Source organism: Pseudoalteromonas sp. SCSIO 43210 (assembly GCF_054133285.1).
Map to the genome: position 1 here is coordinate 822,279 of NZ_CP087225.1, position 19,769 is coordinate 842,047.

Sequence of the window (19,769 nt, forward strand, 5' to 3'; positions counted from 1 at the left end):
CTTATATGAGTTACTTTTAACGTAGCTAGTGAACTATTTCTCCTATACAAAGCGCAGGTAAACGGTTTAATAACAAGGTAATAGTTTAGATGTGTAGTGCTTTTACATAAAAAATTATTAACGCTGTTAGTGAACCGTTTAACCAGCTTTTAATTTAGAATGAGTAAGTGTAGCCCATCTGTACAGTACGCGGCTTACCTGGCTGAATGCCACCGTTTGAACGGTTAGCAACGTATGTTTTATCAAACAAGTTATCAACGCTTAGGTATACTTTTTGATTTTCATCGATTAAGTATTTAGCGGCTAAATCCCATACTACGCGGCTATCAATTGCGTTTAAGCCCGACTCAGTTAAGTTAGCATGCGCATCAGATACGTAACGTATTTGGCTGTTAACTACAAACGCAGAAAACTCTGCACCTAACGATAACGCTACTTGGTTTTCTGGTACGTAAGGCATTGCATCGCCTTTTTCTACCGCGCCCCAAATTTCTGAATCAAAATCGTTTTTAAACCCAGAGTCTGTGTAGGTGTATGTTAATTTAACTGGGAACATAGCTGTATCAGTTGCAAACGTACGTGCTGCACTAAATTCAAAGCCTGCTACTTCTACTTCACCGTAGTTGTATTGGTCGCCAATGTTGTCGTCGCTACAACCAACCGCTGCAGTACAGTTACCGTGCATGTTGTCGTAGTCAGAATAAAAGGCAATTATTTCACCACTAAAGCTATCCATATTGAAGCGAGAGCCAAACTCAATGTTTACGCTTTCTTCTTCTTCTTGGTCTGCATTACCAGGTGCTGCTGGCGCATAACCTTTTTGAATGCCCGCAAGTAACGTTACGTTTTCGTTAAGCGTGTAAGTAGCACCTAACGACGGAACTAAAATTTCGGTATCGTTCGACACATCTTTAGTTAAACCGTTACTGCGCGTTGGATCTGATTTAGACCACTCTTCACGCGTAATAGTAATGTCTTCATATCGAAGACCAGCACTTACTACTAATGCATCAATTGTCCACTCGTCTTGAATAAACAAGGTGCTTGCTTCGGCACTATCTACGCGGTTGCTATCAGAGCCCGGAACGCCTTGCTCTGTAAGCGTTAAGCTTAGGTCTTGATTAAGTGTGTATTTGTCTTCCCACTGAAAACGATCCATCTCGTCTTCGTGGTAACGCACACCAACAGTGATGTAATGATCGCCTGCCGGAATATGTAATTCAGACTGAATACCCTTAGCTTGGTAATCGCGATTATTAGCTTTAACACCAATACCTTCAATGCCTTCGCTTGTCGGGTTTGCTTCAAATTCGCTGTATTGCTCAAGGTAGCTTTCGCTTACTTTGCTGGCTTTGTACCAGTTGCGATGAAAATCGTTTAAGTAAGCGGTTGCTAAAAACTCATAGCCATCACCAAAACGGTACGCGTAGTTAAGTTGATATGCGTTGTGGCGCGTATTCATTTCATCGTTTTGCGATGCAGCATAACGACGGTAAGGACTCTGTTTATAATCTTCGTCAGTTAAGCCCATGTATGTTTCGTCTGATGTTTCGTCAGAGTACTTAATTTTTAGCTCAAGATTATGCGCATCGTTTTGACCAAACGTGTGGCCAAACTTTAATAGTAAATCTGTTTTTTCAAAACCGGTGTTGTCATTGCCTACTGGCAGCTCTTTAAAGCCATCTGCGCCGTAAGTAAATACTTCAATTAAACCCGCTGTGTTATTTTTTTCTTTACCAAAGTAAGCGTGGCCTTTGTAGTAACCGTCGCTACCAAGGGCTGCATCTACCATACCTTTTGAGCTATTTGGCTCAGTGGGTAAGCTGCGAGAAAGTAAGTTTAAAACACCACCCGTAGTACGCGGGCCGTACTTAACTGAGGCTGCGCCTTTTAATACTTCAATAGATTCCATACGACCCATAGTAGGGAAGTAGTAAGCAGAAGGTGCCGAATATGGCGCTGGTGCAACTAACACACCGTCTTCCATTACTGATATTTTATCGTTACGGCCAGTACCTGTACCGCGCATACCAATATTAGGACGAAGGCCGTAGCCATCTTCTTCTTGCACGTAAACGCCTGGAACAGATGCTAAAACGCGAGAAATATCGGTAAACTGGAATTTTTGAAGCTCTTCTTCAGAAATAAACGTAGCCGAACCAGGAATATCGTTAATTGCCTGCTGAGAGCCAATAACGGTAATTTGTTCAAAGCGTTGTTCTTTATTGCTGGTGTCTTTTGCTATTGCAGTAGCGCTAAAAGACAAAGCAACCGCAGTTGCTAGGGTAGATACTAAAAATTTAGGGTTCATTGTGTTCCTAATTATGTCAATTATCCAAATTGGCGTAATTGGAACACGTTAACGAATACGAATCAATGTTATTAACTATTTAATGATTCAGTTTTTTAGAACTAAAAACACCTACTTATGCAACTTAGTTAACTAAATTATTTCTTTTGTAGCAGTTTGTAATTACTTAACTAGTTATAAAGTTTGAACTGGGTATATTTACTTTTAAGCGCTTTATATTAACTAGTTTAGATGTGATTATCGTTAATTCATTTTATTTTCAATTGGTTATGTTTATTGGTGTTAGCCTAAACGTAGTGCGATAAACTCAGCAAGTTTATCTACTGCATTTTCCGACTCGCCCGAACTTTTAACCAAACTAATACCAATATTACCAAGAGCAGGTAAATGCTTGGTTTGAACTTGATAGTTAAGTTCACTCGGTACTGTGCTTTTAGCAAGTACCGTAATACCTAAGCCTTCTTTTAATGCGGCAATAAGACCGGTTAAATCGGCGTTGCTATAGACAATTCGGTATTTTATACCTGCACTTTTTAATGCATCAGTAGCACGGCGACGATAAATACACCCCTCTGGTGCGGTAACTAGCGTAACCACGTCGTTTTGTGCAAGTGATAAATCGCCTACCCATACGAGTTTGTCTTGCATAAAAATAGGGAATTTTTCAGAGCTGAGACGCTCATTTAGCGCCAGCACTAAATCAAACTGATCTTGCCTTGAGGCCGAAAGCAAATGTTTACTTAAGCGCGATTTAACTTCTAACGACACCTCTGGGTAGAGTGCCACAAAGTCGCCAATAATTGAGGGTAAAATACGCGCCGCAAATTCGCTCGGAATACCTAAGCGCACTTTACCTGCAATGTTTTCTGAGGTGAACTGCTGCAAAATAGCATCGTTGTGCTGCATCATCTGCTTTGCCATAGGCAGTAATAGCTCGCCGTACTGGTTTAATACTTGGCGCTGTCCTTGTTTTTTAAATAGTTTATAGCCAAGCACATCTTCTAAACGTTTTATTTGTAGGCTTACCGCAGGTTGCGATAGGCCAAGTAAGTCGCCTGCTTTAGCAAAACCACTTACTTCAACTACCATTACAAAGGTGCGTAAACTGTCGGTTGATATGTTTTTCATATTTATAATTACAATTTATATGGCTATATATATAAGTATTATTTATCAATTGATAAATAATTACAATTTGTTGTTACACACCTCGCGCAATATACTTTTAGCATTGAAAATACACAGGTGTTTGTTATGACTTTTAACCCAATAATGTTTGCCCGCCACAGCAACGCAAGTAGTGCGGTTACTAACGCTTTGCAAGCAAACAGCAGCAATGTTGTAATGGATTTTAGTGGCACCGAAACCAGTGTATTTTTAAGTTCTATTTTAGGCCTTGATTTAACTAAGCTTACCGCCAGCGGTTTAGGCTTAAAAGGCACGCTTGATGGCGACTATAATTCTGACTACAGCTTTGCTGTTTATTACTTTAGTGAAACTGCGTTTAGATTCGTACTGCCACACAGCGCAAGCCTTCAATTACAAGCGCTTATAAATGAGCAACAACTTCGTTTTGATATCGATTATGTAATGCGAACCGACCTAGCTACTTTTACTCTAAGCGGTAGCAATGCATTTGACACCCTAGTAAATGCTTTTAAATTAACACCAGGTTTGCGCCTTTCTGACGCGCAACTTTGTTACGGTGCACAAAGCGGTGATGTATTTATTACCGCCATTGATAATAACGACGAACAACACTTTGTATTAGTCGCTAAACAACAAAAATTACAAAAATGGCAAAGCTACATGCAAGCGCAAGGTTTTGCACTTATGCATAGTGAAGCCGCATAACGAATACAAACAACAGGTAAGCATAACAATGCTTGCCTGTTTTTATATCTATTTAAGCCACGCCCTAAACAGGGTTAATTTAAACGTGAAGGAATGTTATGACTTCTAAAACTGTACTACATGCTAAGCACCTAGAAGCGGGCGCAAAAATGGTTGATTTTCATGGCTGGGAAATGCCAATCAACTACGGCTCACAAATAGAAGAACACAATAGCGTACGTACCGATGCTGGTATGTTTGACGTATCACACATGACTATTGTTGATATTGAAGGGCCTCAAGCAAAAGCATTTTTACGTAAGCTAGTAGCTAACGACGTTGCAAAATTAACCGTACCAGGCAAAGCGCTTTACACCGGCATGCTTAACGAGCAAGGCGGTGTAATAGACGACTTAATTATTTATTTCTTTAGTGAAACGTTTTACCGCCTAGTTGTTAACTCAGCAACGCGCGAAAAAGACCTAGCGCATTTAGCTAACGTATCGAGCGACTTTGACGTAACTGTTACAGAGCGCCCAGAGTTTGCAATGATTGCAGTACAAGGCCCTAACGCTAAAGCAAAAACAGCCACTCTTTTAAATGCTGAGCAACAAGCCGCTGTTGAAGGTATGAAGCCATTTTTTGGTGTTCAAGTAGGTGATTTATTTATTGCCACAACGGGTTATACTGGCGAAGACGGTTACGAAATAGTAGTACCGAACGACCAAGCAGCCGATTTATGGCAACAACTGCTAGACGCAGGTGTTAAGCCTGCTGGTTTAGGTGCACGCGACACGCTACGTTTAGAAGCAGGTATGAACCTTTACGGCCTAGATATGGACGAAAGCGTATCACCACTTGCAGCTAACATGGCATGGACCATTGCATGGGAACCAGAAGATCGTGACTTTATTGGTCGTGACGTGCTTGTTAAGCAACGCGCAGAAAAAAGCACTGACAAACTAGTTGGCTTAGTGTTTGAAGAAAAAGGCGTTTTGCGTAGCGGTTCTAAAGTAATTGTTGACGGTGGGGTAGGTATTATTACCTCAGGTACTTTCTCACCAACACTTGGTTTTAGTGTAGCCCTTGCACGTGTACCACGTTCAACAGGCGATACAGCTCAAGTAGAAATGCGTAAAAAATTAGTAAACGTTAAAGTAGTAAAGCCTAGCTTTGTACGTAACGGTAAATCAATAATTTAAATAATTTGGTTATATCAATCAGTGTAATTACAGTGATTGATATCCTCCCAATATAAACCAAAGGACAAATAAAATGAGCAACATTCCTAGCGAGTTAAAATACGCACCTTCACACGAGTGGGTTCGCAGTGAAGGCGACGGTACATTTACTGTTGGTATTTCTGAGCATGCACAAGAACTTCTTGGCGACATGGTATTTGTTGAATTACCAGAAGTTGGCGACGAAGTAGACGCTGGCGAAGACTGTGCAGTAGCAGAGTCAGTTAAAGCAGCATCAGACATTTACGCACCTATCAGTGGCGAAATTGTTGCTATTAACGAAGAACTTGAAGATTCACCTGAAACAGTAAACAACGACGCTTACGGCGACGGTTGGTTATTCCGTATTAAAGCATCTGACGAGTCTGAGCTAGATAACTTATTAGACGCTGAAGGTTACTCGCACACTATCGACGAAGAATAATCATTTTTTGTAGATAACTAAAAGCCCCGTTTAATGTATAAAAATGGGGCTTTTATGATTTTACAGCGCACAACCCCATACTGAGTGAGCTGTTAAATCGTCAAATATTTTAATTAATGCTAGTTACCCATTAGCATTTAGGATCATAGGAATCTGGATTCATGTCAAACGCCAAATCTCTTGAAGAACTAGAGCAAAAGCAAGATTTTATTCGCCGCCATATTGGGCCAAGCCCAGCACAAGTAAGCGATATGCTAAGTGCTTTAGAAGTATCGAGTGTGCAAGAGCTCATTGACCAAACTGTACCGGCTAGCATTCGCTTAGAGCAACCGCTAACAGTTGGACAAAGCCGTACTGAAGTTGAAACACTAAGCTACTTAAAATCAGTAGCAAGCAAAAATAAAGTTTTCAAATCGTACATTGGCCAAGGCTACCACCCAACTAACGTACCGCACGTAATTTTACGTAACGTACTAGAAAATCCAGGTTGGTATACAGCGTACACACCGTATCAGCCGGAGATTGCACAAGGGCGTTTAGAATCATTATTAAACTTCCAAACTATGACCCTAGATTTAACTGGTCTTGATTTAGCAAGTGCATCACTACTTGACGAATCAACAGCCGCTGCAGAGGCTATGGGCCTTGCAAAACGCGTATCAAAAGCTAAAAAAGCCAATGCCTTTTTTATTGCCGACGACGTACACACACAAACTATCGACGTAGTAACAACGCGTGCCGAGCAGTTTGGTTTTGAAATAATTGTAGGTAAAGCAGAAGATGCCGTAAACCACGACATTTTTGGCGCATTGTTCCAATACCCAACTACATCAGGCGAAGTGGTAGACATAACAGACCTAATTGCTGGCGTACAAAGCAAAAAGGCCATTGCCTGTGTTGCTGCCGACATAATGAGTTTATTACTATTAAAAGCACCGGGTAAACTAGGCGCAGACGTAGTGCTTGGTTCGGCTCAGCGTTTTGGCGTACCTATGGGTTACGGCGGTCCACACGCTGCATTTTTTGCAACACGTGACGCATACAAACGTTCATTACCAGGTCGTATTATTGGTGTATCTAAAGACCGTTTAGGTAACGACGCACTACGTATGGCAATGCAAACGCGCGAACAACACATTCGCCGCGACAAAGCCAACTCAAACATTTGTACAGCGCAAGTATTACTAGCCAACATGGCAGCGTTTTACGCGGTATACCACGGCCCACAAGGCTTAAAAACTATCGCGCAGCGTATACATCGCTTTGCTGATATTTTAGCAACAGGTCTAAAAACTAAAGGCATCGCACTTAAGCACAGCACTTGGTTTGATACGCTAACAATCGTTGACGACAGCAAAAACGACGTAACAGCACGTGCAATTGCAAAAGGCGTAAACTTTGCTACAAACCACGAAGGCGAGTACTCAATTTCGGTATCAGAGACAACAACACGTGCCGATATTACTGAGTTATTCGATATTATTTTAGGCGAAGGCCATGGCCTAAGTGTTGACGCTATTGCAGCAGACGTTGAAGCAAATGGCAGCGAGTCAATCCCTGCAAGTTTAGTACGTGACGACGAAGTACTAACGCATCCAAACTTTAACAGCTACCACAGCGAAACAGACATGCTTCGCTACATTAAGCGACTAGAAAGCAAAGACTTATCGCTTAATCACTCAATGATCTCGTTAGGCTCATGTACCATGAAACTAAACGCGACTGCTGAGATGATCCCAATTACGTGGCCTGAGTTTGCAAACCTTCACCCATTCTGCCCGCTAGATCAAGCAGAGGGTTACCAAATAATGATTAACGAGCTACACGACTGGTTAGTAAACATTACCGGTTACGATGCAGTATCACTACAGCCAAACTCTGGCGCGCAAGGTGAATACGCAGGCTTAATCGCGATTCGTAAATACCACGAGTCACGCGGCGATGCACACCGTAATGTATGTTTAATTCCAAGCTCTGCGCACGGTACTAACCCTGCATCAGCGCAAATGGCGAGCATGAAAATTGTGGTAGTTAACTGCGACAAAAACGGTAACGTAGACATGGCCGACCTTAAAGCGAAAGCTGAGGAAGTGTCTGAAAACTTATCGTGTATTATGATCACATATCCGTCTACGCATGGTGTATACGAAGAAACAATTCGCGAAATTTGCGACATTATTCATGAGCACGGCGGCCAAGTTTACATGGACGGCGCAAACATGAACGCGCAAGTTGGCGTAACAAGCCCAGGCTTTATTGGCTCAGACGTATCGCACTTAAACTTGCATAAAACATTTTGTATTCCACACGGTGGCGGTGGTCCAGGTGTTGGCCCAATTGGTGTTAAATCGCACCTTGCGCCGTTTATGCCAAACCATAGCGTAATTAACGTACCAGGTACTAACATCGGTAACGGTGCGGTATCAGCAGCGCCTTACGGCTCAGCCGCTATTTTACCTATTTCATGGGCTTACATTACCATGATGGGCAGCGAGGGCTTAAAACAAGCCACTGAAATGGCAATTGTTAATGCTAACTACTTAACGCATGAGCTAAGCAAGCACTTCCCAATTTTATACCGTGGCCGTAACAACCGTGTTGCTCACGAATGTATTGTTGACTTACGCCCGCTTAAAGAGCTATCAGGCATTACTGAAATGGACGTAGCTAAGCGCTTGCAAGACTACGGCTTCCATTCACCAACTATGTCGTTCCCAGTAGCTGGCACATTAATGATTGAGCCAACTGAGTCTGAATCAAAAGGTGAGATTGACCGTTTTATCGAAGCAATGGTGTCGATTAAAGGCGAAATTGAAAAAGTAATCTCTGGCGAATGGTCAATCGAAAACAACCCGCTAGTGTTTGCACCGCATACACAAGGCGACGTATTAGGTAACGAATGGGACCGCGCGTACGACCGTTTTTACGCTGCATTCCCAGTGCCTGCAGTGGCTAAAAACAAGTTTTGGCCAACCGTTACACGTATTGATGACGTGTACGGCGACCGTAACTTAGTATGTTCATGCCCAGCGGTTGAGACATATAGAGATTGATAATTTTTAAAATTTCCAATTAAAGATTGGGAATTTATAAAATTGAAAAAGCCGTTGCAGCAATGTAGCGGCTTTTTTGTGTGTGTTTAAACATTGTAGACGCACAGCTTGCTGGCGTGTTGGGCGCAGCCCAAAAGGTGTTTAATTGTTGAAGGCGCATACTTTGTTTCCTTTTGGCTCATTGAGGGATTAGAAACCTTATTCAAGGTTTTGTCGCGCTGGCGACAGCAGCCAAAGAGGGGGCTATAGATTTTCAAACTTAACGCTGCTGCAAGTAATTCATCCTTGAAGCTGGGTTACTGTCGGCATCCATGCCTTCACTTCCTCATACTGCGAAGCTGCGCTTCGGTTATTCGTCACCTCTCAGCGCACCCGAGCATCACGCTTAATCCTTCAAACCACAATCGATGTGAACGTAAACGCCATGAAAGCACATCCATGTGCAAGCATGGCTTTCATTTTATCCATGAAATGCATTACTCATCAATTGCTTACTTTCAGGGCGTGATGACGGGGAAGGGTGTTAAACGTGAGATTAGTGTTTGGCCTTGGCAAAAAACACGACCTGACCCTCTTTATCTCTATTTGGATTGAAACGAAACCCAACAAATCACAAATATACTTACTCGCTTAAAAGCCAAGAGTATATGTTATTTATTGTAGGCGTTTAGCTTGCTGACGCGCGGGCGGCAGCCCGAATAAGTATTTGAATAGGTGTTTGAGGTTATCGTCACCGATAATGTTAATGTGTTTCGTACTTTTAAATATTAGAAACCTTATTCAAGGTTTCTTGCCAGATTGCTGGCGGCAACCAAGGGGCGGCTACCGCCGACCGCCCCTTGGAACCCCACGGCGCCCCGAGCATCACGCTATTTCCTTCAAACCACAATTGATGTGAACGTAAACGACGAAGATAGGCCATCCATGGCCTAGTTTCGCCTTATCGCGCTTCCATGCGCGATATTACTCATCAATTGCTTATTTTCAGGGCGTGATGACGGGGGAGGGTGTTAAACGTGAGGTCATTGTTTGGTCTTGGCAAGAAGCAAGACCTGGCCCTCTATTTTCTGTTGAATTCACAGCTACCACTCAAACCTCTCATTGCTCTCTGAATCACGTTCTGTTTCTCTTTCGTAGTTACTAGCAATATATGCTTCCCATTGAACTTTTTTAGCAATACCCCATGCTGATATTTCTTCGTTAGTTGAATCTATTAATGGCTGAAATAATGGTAATCGTGATTCAAGTATTTTTGCTCTTGAGTCTGTCCATCCATTCGGGCTGAAGCTTGTGAGATACTCATCTAGAACTTTAGCTGGTTCAGGGCAGGAGTTTAATAGCTCTATTGCTAGTGGTGTCCACTTAATTGATTTTTCATTTGATTGGTACGGCGTAATTATAGATGCGAGTACAGGGTAACTATCTTTGCCATTACTTTTACACCAATCTAGCGTGCTTTTCATATCAACTTTAGAAAATGGGCTTACTTTCTTATCAAACTTACCTTTTATTGCATTTCTTATCTGTGTTTCAACTTCAGCATTACTACCTATAAATACTTCAAGAGCTAATATTGGGTGTAATTGAATAACTGTAGACATAAATTCAGGGAAATCATATCGGCCAATTATATGTTTCAAAATTTTCGCTTTAATTGCCTCTAGAACAGTTAAAGCATACTCTTTATTTGCACCAGCAGAAAAGCAGACATTGGCTATTTGGGTTAAGCTATGATCGCTGCCTCCCAAAGGTCCTCTTTCTTCTGGGTAATCGAATAATGCTAAAAATGATGCAGATTTCTCTTTAAGCAAGTCTGAAACAATATAGTGTTGGTTTTGCTTTAGCCCATGAAAACGCATAGATAATATATGGATAGCAACGTTCTGCCCACATTCTTTGTGCCAAATCAAATCCAAAATCTCGCATAACTTTTCATCAGGTATTGGTTCGTGCCTTCGTCCAGGTGCGAGGTCGTTATACTCCCTTATTAGGCATGTATTTTCCTGTAGCGATTGAATAATACGAGCGGTAGACTCTGTATCAATCTGGTAGCTTAGTTGAACTCTGATGAAGTGTTGTTTAAGTATAGGATGAATAAGAAGGCTATCTAAGAAATGATTAGTCAGTGCGATATTATATGTCGAAAGGTAATATATTTGGCCACATAAAAAATCAAGATTTCTTTCTTTTTCTGGAAGTTTCTCCAATACACTTATCACTTTAGTTAATGCTTCAGAGTTATTTTTTACTCCTTCAGCGTAACCTTTGCCGAATGCAAATAAATTAGAGCTTATTTCTGAGTATGATAGTAGTTTGCGAAGAATATCTTCATACTCTTTTGGCGGTCTGTTTGCTAATTGGATACCTAGTTCAATAGAGTATTCGTGCCCTTTTTTATACCCACGCTCAATTACTTTACCATTATCATCCATCTCCTCTAGGTCATAAAATTTCCACGGTTCAGCTAAAACGTACATATCTATATCGTCCAGAATACAATTTGGTGATAGTAGTTCAGAAATTGACTTTAACCTTTGAATATTATCTTCATTTGATGAACTACAGTCAAACCTCAATATTGAGTGGATTGCTTCAAAGCCATCGCTCCACATTCCTGATTTGCTTATTTCTACACATATCTTCTCAATTACATCTCTAAGGCAACTTACTCGCCATAAGCTTCGTAAGTTTTTACTGAGTATTTTCTTTGCGAATGACGAAACTTGAGAATCACTGGCTATTAACTCAGCTGTATATTCGATGAATAGTTTATACCAGTCTTCAACATCTTGGTTGGTCTTTGGTCTGTAACCAAAGTCTCTTGGGTTTGCACCAAAATCAAAGCTATGGTGTGAGGAAAAGTGCCAAGCTTCTAGAGATGAATCTAAAAGCTCAAAAGCTAGCTCAATGCTATTCTCAGTATCGCTAGCAATTAAATTATTTATAACATTTAATCGCTGCTCTTTGGTTGCATGAGTACCAGATAAATATAGTTGGAACAGTGATTTTAAAATATTTCTGATAGAGTTGTAATTCTCAGTTTTATCTTCAGATAGTGTGAATTGGCATAACAATTTAGCGCATGTGTCAAAATACTGTTCCTCATATGCAATAGATCTAATAAGCCTTGTTATTTCGGTAAATTGCTTATTTTTTCGTGTACAAAACTCAGGCTGTTTAGCTAAAGCTTCAATGTGAAATAAAGCTTCTTTCGTTGAAATAGGTGCTACATTATTAAGTAATATCCAAGCAAGCTTATTTTTGCCTTTTGTATATAGTTTATATAACAGCCCATTTTCACTTAACCAATCATTAACGATGATTTTAGCTTCTTCACATTGAGGTAGGTAGCCTAGTCTCCTAGAAAATGACTTTAATAATCGCTCGTTTGTAGATTCATTAAAGTTACTGGAAATAATAGCGGAACTTATATTTTCTAACGCATATTTGGCTAACCTATTAGCAATAGGGTGGGGTAATACAGCCATCCATTTACTACGTTGCTGAACTAAGTTTCGACGTTTTAGTTCTATTGCCGATTCAAACATAGTTTTTGAAGGAATTTCTGATAGGTTACTGAGAAATGTAATATCATCACTATATAGCTTATCACTATTAATTTGGAATGAATAAACTAGTGAAAGATATTGAGCTGCCTTTTCGAGTGACTTTTCATTGGTATGGCGTTGATAAAATAGCCTTCTAAATAGTTCTTCATCCCTTAGACTTGAAATGTTTTCGTCTTTACCTATTGTTTCAGCCAAAGCCAAAGCTATTCTTGAGTTACCACCTGAAAATTCACTAATTGTTCTAGAGTTTTGCTGACCTAGGTGCTGATATCTAGCGTTAAGTATTTTTTCTATAAGCTCGATTGAAGATGGCTCTAAAGAGAATACTTCAGTCTGCTCTGGTTGGTCTTCTCTTAAATCATATTCGACAGTCAGTAAGTTGGTGTTACTGCTTTCAACGCTGCATAGGGTTGTAAGTGATCTATGTAAGTCAGGTGGGCAGTTATCTATAATTAAAACTGCTTTACGGCCTTCTCCCGCGATTTTTTCTGCCAGAGCTTGTGGCGTTGGTGTTGGAGCGTTGGCCATATCAGTATAGAATACAGCCCTATGGGGTAATGGATTTTCACCAATACGCTCATCAAATAAAGCTTGCACAAATCTAGTTTTTCCAACACCAGATAAACCAACAAGTCTAATCGATGCTTTTTTTTCTAGTAATTTACCGCGAATAAGGTTTAAGCCGTCTAAACCTTTATGTCCTTCATTATTGTTTGACGATGAATCGAGTAACCTAACCTGTTCATCAAAGAAATATTCACCGGATATTCCATGGGGGCAATTTGCCCAGTTATTATATCCTTCCCATGAGTTTGTATCGTTATAAAACCTAGAATTTATCCATAGCTCATGAAATTCTCTTTTTTTTTGAGATATAAAGCCTTTGACGTGTGTGTAAATTTCGTCTTCTTTGTCTGCTGGTTTACAGATGTTTTCGTGACAAGATTCAATAGGAATAGCTCTAGTTTCCGGTAAGCCTGGATCTGCACTGTCAGGCTTAACAACTTGTATTACACCATACATTTTCTTTGTTTCTGTAAGGATAAGGTGTCTTATTGGGGCATTCGAAGACCAATCTCTATACCAAGTGTTGAGTTCTCTTAAATTAGGATCATTTCTACTTAAAGATGCAGTGGCTACTGATGGCTTTAATAAAGTAGTACACTTTAAGAGAGCTCTAGCAGCTAAATTATGGCCAAGTAAAGCTATGTCAGAGCCCAAGTGAGGAGTTCCTAAAAAAGCCGCACCTGACACTCTGCCTAAAAATTGTTGTGCTTCGACTCTATTAGTTTGATCATGAGCAATTCTAAGTATTTGCTTCGTAATTAACCCACCAAGACTATGACAAACAAAGAATATTTCGCCTTCAGATAGCTGAGGAGTTTTTAGCATATGTTCAAATATATTGGTAGCAAGGTCAGGGATACCCATACCAGTGCTATTGAAAGATAATTTTGGTGCGGAATATTCAACAGTCCATATGTTTAGATCGCTATTATCTTCAGCTAACCACATTGGCCAAGCTTCATCTTTAGAGCCTTTTTTAAGCCAAGTGCTGTTAGCACTTCCTCCTAGCCCATGTAGAAAAATAACATGAATATCTTTTATCTCATCAGAATCTGACCTAAGTACTATTTTTGCCACTGTTCTTTCTCTTCAATCCATTGTTTAATATCTACACGTTTAAAACGCCAGCTACCACTGACCTTGAAGTCAGGAAGTTTACCTTAGCTAGCTAATCGGTAAGCGGTTTTTTCATTGAGTTTTAAATAGAGCGCTAACTCTTGAATAATGAGTATATCTTCAGCGGTTCACAATGTCCCCTAACTTAGATTAATCCCATCATATGAAGAGCAAAGTTTTGACTACATACCAAGTACCTAGATTTATAGTTTATTGCTCATTGAGTTAATTACTCTGTCTAGACCACTGCGAATAGAGTTTAAGAATGCGTTTACCATGTGATTAACCGTGGCAGAGGGCGTGAGAAAATAAAGGGCAATGTTATTGCCCTTTATTATGCGCTTTAATTGGTAGTTATAAACTATAGTGCGACTAAGCTTTGCTCTAGCATTGCCTTTATTTGTTTTACTATTTTAGCTTCTGTTTCAGGTTCGAATTGTTGTATACGTGGGGTATGAATATGCTCTGTAGGTATACTTGAATTAAGCGCATCGCGCAGGCGAATACTTCGGTACGATATTTCGTTAGACAGGTAACCACCGCCGCCGCCATTAACCGCAATACTATTTTTGAGCTCGCCGTACGAATCTGCTTTATACAGGACCAAAGGGGTCAAATCTTGACTTCATACATCAATGGTCTAGATTTATAGTTTACTGCTCATTGAGTTTATTATTATGTCTAGACCGCTGCGAATAGAGGGACCAAAGGGGTCAAATCTTGACTTCATACATCAATGGTCTAGATTTATAGTTTATTGCTCATTGAGTTTATTATTATGTCTAGACCGCTGCGAATAGAGTATGAAAGTGCGTTTTATCATGTGATGAATCGCGGAAGAGGGCGTGAAAATACCTTTTTGAGTGATGACGATTTTAAGCATTTTTTATACTGCATTGAGCAAGCAAGCCTTCGTTTTAATATTGAAGTGCATTCGTATTGTTTAATGACCAATAATTACCACCTACTAATAAAAACTCCTGATGCAAATTTAGGCAGGGCCATGAAACATATTAATGGTCTCTATACGCAATATTTTAATAGAACACACAATACAGACGGTGCACTGTTTAGAGGTCGCTATAAGGCTGTGCTGGTGGATGCTGATAATTACTTACTACACGTTAGTCGTTACATACATCGTAACCCAATAGAAACAAGTACACCGTTAGTAGATGAGCTAATTGACTATAAATGGTCTAGCTATTCAGCTTTTATCAAAAAAACAGCGACGCCGAAATGGTTTGTTCGAGACTTTATATTTTCGCTTCAAGGAAAAAAGCGCAAATATGCTGCTTACAAACAGTTTGTTGAATATGAAAACAATAAAGAAATAAGTACTTTTTATGGCGCTAAAAAGTTATTTTCGGTGTTGGGCGGCGATGAATTTATTCAGAATGTTAAGGAGTATATTGCAAAATCAGACAACGAAAAAAGCGTTGTTGTTCAGAGGCGTTCAACTGATGATGTTGTTGCGTACTTAGCTAAATATTTTTGTATAGATACACATGATATTGTAACGGTTAAGAAAGGGCGTAGAGAGAAAAACTTACCTTGTATGTTTGCCATAAAGTTATGCCAAGATTTAACAGGGCAAAATTTGAAAGCGTTAGCCGTTGTTTTTAATGTTCAACATTATTCAGCCATATCCCAAACGGTATGCAGGCTAAATAAGTTAATAATTGCAGATGATAAGGTCAACTTACAGTTCGAAAAACTTCGAGATAGTTTGATGTATGAAGTCAAAGTTTAACTCATTTGGTTTTTTGGTCTGCCCTCTGGAGTAACAAGTTTACTATGGTGCGGTATTGTAGTTGGAGGAGGTACGGGTAGCTAGATAGAAAATATTTCTCAGGAAAAGGAGATAAATTGGGAGGGGTTTTATATGAAAAGATCGAAAAGTGACTATTGATATCGAACTTTTTGGCTTACTTTTATTTGGGATTGGTCTAGGTGTCATTTTTATCATTTTTTTACCGTTAGCCTTTTATTTAAAAGGGGAAAAGCTCAGAACGGTTGAAGATATTTTAGAGTCAGGAAATCGTTACTATTCCCTAAATATTTTTATGGTGATCCATGGTTTACTTCATTATGGCAGTGTATTTTTATTTGATTGTTATGCAAAACGTTATAATTTATTAAATGATAGAAACAAGGTACCAGCTCAAGTCTCCATACTATTTAAAGTGTATTTTGCAATTTTTATGCTTTGCGTACTTTTAATTTTTTTACCTATATTATTTTGTGAATAATTACTTTAGCCGATAGAAAAATCAAAGGGGCACCCATTAGAAAGTTCCGGTTAAGCAGGCAGCTGTGTTTTCTTGATCTTTTTATTCAAAAACCAAGTGTTCTTATTATTTAAACTCAATTTAAATATGACTACGCACCTAGTAATGGCGTCGATTGGTGTGAATATGCACTGTGTGCTGGGTAATAACGCCGTGAAAACATATCCATGCTTGCCTATTTTCAGGGCATGGTGACGGGGAAAGGTGTTAAACGTGATACTTGTTTTGGTCTTGGCAGAAACAAGACCTGACACTTAGCATTCTTCTGTATTCTAGGTTTTAGCGAGTAACTTTAGTTTTAATAAATGTTTAACTTTGCAGGGATGACTATTTGTTGGTTTTATTTGTGAGGTGTATGTTTTATTTTTGTTTACAAATCATTTCAATTTAGTTACTTGCTAACCTGTTTTTGACCTATTTAAATTGAGATAATGAAATGGAATAAACATAATGGACTAATAAAAATGAATAAATTTATACTTACCCCACTCGCTATTGCACTTTCTTTAACGCTCAGCGCATGTGGCGGCTCTTCATCAGAGGGGAACTCTGTAAGCTCATCAAATGGCGGCAGCACTGCTCAGCTTCAAACCATTTCATTACAAACATTAACTCGCCAGTGTGGAACCGATTCTGCGTATCAAACTGATGTGGTATTTCACAATGATGATGGTGATGCTATCGGCTCTGTTAAAACCGACGCCCAAGGTAGTTTTTCAGGTGAACTACCTTCTGGTACAAAACATGTATCAGTACTGGGTGATGTTGTTGATGAAGCCGATGGTGCTTATACGCACATATTTACAGAGCTTGATATTGAAAATAGAACTAATTTAGGTAAATACCATTTTAATAAGTTTAGCGAAAGCTGTGGTTGTCGCGCAGTGAGCATAGATACATCTGAACTAAATACAATACCTAATGATTACAGGGTGTATCAATACGAAGGCTCAGAAATTTCAGATTCTGTTTTTATTTGCCCAACTACAGAAAACCTTTACCTTACCGCAAAATCTTACTTTTCAAATGACGCTAAAGTGGCTGTTATTGAAGTTCCGCAAAATGCGTCTGTGATAAAAATAACGGATACAGATTTTAGCCATGATGGTGTGGAGGTGGCTAATCAAGGCAGTTTTAATGCAGCTTCTGTTAGTACTCGAGGGTATATAGAAGATATAAATTCCTATGAGTTTGTACAGTTTACATACATTAACTCCCCTGAACCGCTATTTGTTTTCCCAACGGTGACTGAGCATAACTTTTATGTACAAACAGATTCATCGGTTGAGCCAACAAGAGTTGATGGTGCCCGAATCGACATGCATAGTTATGCTCGAAGTAGTGTAGATTCAGATGGTAGTTATGAGTTGACAGAGCTACCTACTATAACCGAAGACTTAGGATTCAGTTTACTTCAATTTACTGAAAGCAATGATTCAAGCTTTGATTTTAGTAATGTTGATAGCCGATTTGCAAGAGCAGTATGGGATTACAGCTTTTTGGTTGATGATGAAGCAGAAAGCCGATTTGATTGGACAATAAGAGGTGGCATAAGCGGTCAAATTCCAGATTTATCTTTTGGTACTGTGTTTCCTGAACCTACTGATGAAGTTATATTAGAAGAACTCACATTATTTCTGTTTGGTTACGCAGGTAATGCAACTGATGCAAACAGTTATGCAAAGCTTTTAGATACGATTACTGAAGGCGGGCATTTAACTAAGCCTGAATTTAGTAATTACGTATATGTATTTTTAAATGCTGAATTAGATTAATAATTACGTTTAATTTTGTATTATAAGGCCACATTTGTGGCCTTATAAATTATGATATTTTTTCTTTTAATAGTTATGAAGGTTTATTGGATAACACCATGCTCTCAATTAATGGCACCGTAACATAAGCACTCCACTTTACTGTTAAGTTACTTTTTTAGTAGGCGGTGTTTGGCATGACAAATTTTTTACTTGAAATCCAAAAGGACCAAACCTTGAGGAACCCCACATTTTTATCCGAACGACAAGTACTCACCACAACCCTTATTTAATTGTACCAATACGTTAGGTGCCGATTAGCTTTCGTGAGTGTCGCCCTATTGGTTTCTTTATTAGCCATGCGAAGGCCATCGTTGCACCGACACCAACAATCATATTTGCAATACCTAATAAGCCGATAATGAAAGCATCTCGATGACTTTGAATATAGTCTTGCAGGCCCATAATTAGAAAACCAACGAAGAAAACATGGTAAAAATAAATAGAAAACGAATATTCACCAATGTTGCATATGGTTTTTGGTAGACGTGTTTCAATATTTTGAAGCCACTTTAAGAGTAGTAAACAAGCTAATATTTTTTGAATGTAGAAAAGAGTTTGTCGAGATGAATACCACCCATCTACTTTATATTCATTAATATATTGGGTAAGGATGGCTGCGCTGATCAAGGCAATAAGAGCGATTAACCACGTTTTATATTGATTGACCTTAGCCATTGTCTTTTCGTAATGACTCCCTATTATCATTCCGAAACAATATGCACCACAAAAATACACCAAACTCTGCATGCTTAGAAAATCAGGAAAGGCGCTGCGGGATATAACCAAGGGCACGCATGCAAGAAAAAACATCAGCTTTGGTGTGCGTTTATTCACAAAATCTAGCAATGGTGTCAATATGAAAAGTACTAATAAAATCGGGATGTACCAAAATTGAATAGCTGCGGTTCCGGATACTAGGTTTGTGGCGACTGTGATAATAAACGATATATCGGTTGCTGCACCATCAGCAAGATAATATTGCCAGTACACAGCTGTCGCTATTGTGCTTGCGGCAACATAGGGTAAAACAACATTTAGTATTTTACTCTTATAAAATGAAATCCACCCTTTATTCTGTAAAATTTTACTGAAAAGTAATCCCGAGATAATGGCGAAGTATAGTGTGCTGCCGTGAAACAATAGTTCAGTTGAGTAAAAAAGCGTTTTTAAACCGAGAGAATCTAAATCGCCAGTCCAAAAAATAGCAAATGACCACGCATGTGCTGCGACAATACTTAAGATCGCAATGCCTCTAAAGGCTTGTAAATGAGAAATATATGAAGACATAGACAAAAATCATCGCTCGTTAAATATACGTTATAATTATGTTACTGTTCAGGTGGTGCGATAGATACCCATTACATACGTATTCAGGGCTTATAAATTTAAACGAGGTAAATCTTACTACTCCAAATTTATCGCCAAAATGCCACCTTGAGCTTTTTGTATCTTGCCTTTTCATTTTATAACGCAGCGATTTAGTGTCTTTTAATTGCTAATCCAAACACGATGCAATAGATAATGAGTCGCTTGAGGGGTCTCACTTT

General features: G+C 39.4%; 12 protein-coding genes and 1 pseudogene. 7 read left to right on the plus strand and 6 right to left on the minus strand.

Features of this window, described 5'->3' with window-relative positions; translation table 11 throughout:
* Positions 1-154 precede the first annotated feature (154 nt).
* Complete coding sequence (locus LOS73_RS03675; RefSeq protein WP_457934504.1) at positions 155-2,311, minus strand: TonB-dependent receptor family protein; 2,157 nt, start codon at positions 2,309-2,311, stop codon at positions 155-157.
* 282 nt (positions 2,312-2,593) lie between these two features.
* A complete protein-coding gene (locus LOS73_RS03680) occupies positions 2,594-3,439 on the minus strand; it encodes a LysR family transcriptional regulator (RefSeq protein WP_007378851.1) in 846 nt (281 codons plus the stop codon).
* A gap of 126 nt (positions 3,440-3,565) precedes the next feature.
* Between LOS73_RS03680 and LOS73_RS03685 the strand changes: the two genes are divergently transcribed.
* The 4 genes from LOS73_RS03685 to gcvP all read left to right on the plus strand — a co-directional run bounded on the left by LOS73_RS03685 (position 3,566) and on the right by gcvP (position 8,862).
* A complete protein-coding gene (locus LOS73_RS03685; protein ID WP_008134254.1) occupies positions 3,566-4,165 on the plus strand; it encodes a hypothetical protein in 600 nt (199 codons plus the stop codon).
* Between the two features lie 98 nt (positions 4,166-4,263).
* Positions 4,264-5,346: a glycine cleavage system aminomethyltransferase GcvT gene (gcvT, locus tag LOS73_RS03690; RefSeq protein WP_008134257.1), complete on the plus strand. Its 1,083-nt coding sequence runs from the start codon at positions 4,264-4,266 to the stop codon at positions 5,344-5,346.
* A gap of 73 nt (positions 5,347-5,419) precedes the next feature.
* Positions 5,420-5,809 carry a glycine cleavage system protein GcvH gene (gene gcvH / locus LOS73_RS03695; protein WP_024590231.1) on the plus strand — a complete coding sequence of 130 codons (390 nt, stop codon included), beginning with the start codon at positions 5,420-5,422 and terminating at the stop codon, positions 5,807-5,809.
* A 161-nt stretch (positions 5,810-5,970) separates the two neighbouring features.
* Positions 5,971-8,862 (plus strand): aminomethyl-transferring glycine dehydrogenase, encoded by a 2,892-nt coding sequence (gene gcvP / locus LOS73_RS03700; RefSeq protein WP_457934505.1) that lies wholly within the window; start codon positions 5,971-5,973, stop codon positions 8,860-8,862.
* A gap of 34 nt (positions 8,863-8,896) precedes the next feature.
* On the opposite strand, the gene LOS73_RS03705 is transcribed toward gcvP, so the two are convergent.
* The 3 genes and pseudogenes from LOS73_RS03705 to LOS73_RS03715 all read right to left on the minus strand — a co-directional run.
* Complete coding sequence (locus LOS73_RS03705) at positions 8,897-9,022, minus strand: hypothetical protein (protein WP_262501067.1); 126 nt, start codon at positions 9,020-9,022, stop codon at positions 8,897-8,899.
* Between the two features lie 922 nt (positions 9,023-9,944).
* Entirely contained in the window at positions 9,945-14,075 is a 4,131-nt protein-coding gene (locus tag LOS73_RS03710; protein WP_457934506.1) for an esterase/lipase family protein, read from the minus strand.
* Positions 14,076-14,475: 400 nt separating this feature from the next.
* A pseudogene (locus tag LOS73_RS03715) lies at positions 14,476-14,712 on the minus strand (hypothetical protein); the annotation flags it as partial.
* Positions 14,713-14,892: 180 nt separating this feature from the next.
* On the opposite strand from LOS73_RS03715, the gene LOS73_RS03720 reads away from it, so the two are divergent.
* The 3 genes from LOS73_RS03720 (at position 14,893) to LOS73_RS03730 (ending at position 18,180) form a co-directional block, all read left to right on the plus strand.
* The gene (locus LOS73_RS03720; RefSeq protein WP_457934507.1) at positions 14,893-15,867 is read left to right on the plus strand and encodes a transposase; all 975 of its coding nucleotides are present in this window, start codon (positions 14,893-14,895) and stop codon (positions 15,865-15,867) included.
* A 148-nt stretch (positions 15,868-16,015) separates the two neighbouring features.
* Complete coding sequence (locus LOS73_RS03725; protein WP_239462876.1) at positions 16,016-16,366, plus strand: hypothetical protein; 351 nt, start codon at positions 16,016-16,018, stop codon at positions 16,364-16,366.
* A 503-nt stretch (positions 16,367-16,869) separates the two neighbouring features.
* Complete coding sequence (locus tag LOS73_RS03730; RefSeq protein WP_033028871.1) at positions 16,870-18,180, plus strand: hypothetical protein; 1,311 nt, start codon at positions 16,870-16,872, stop codon at positions 18,178-18,180.
* 285 nt (positions 18,181-18,465) lie between these two features.
* On the opposite strand, the gene LOS73_RS03735 is transcribed toward LOS73_RS03730, so the two are convergent.
* A complete protein-coding gene (locus LOS73_RS03735) occupies positions 18,466-19,509 on the minus strand; it encodes an acyltransferase family protein (protein WP_007378457.1) in 1,044 nt (347 codons plus the stop codon).
* Between the last annotated feature and the right edge of the window lie 260 nt (positions 19,510-19,769).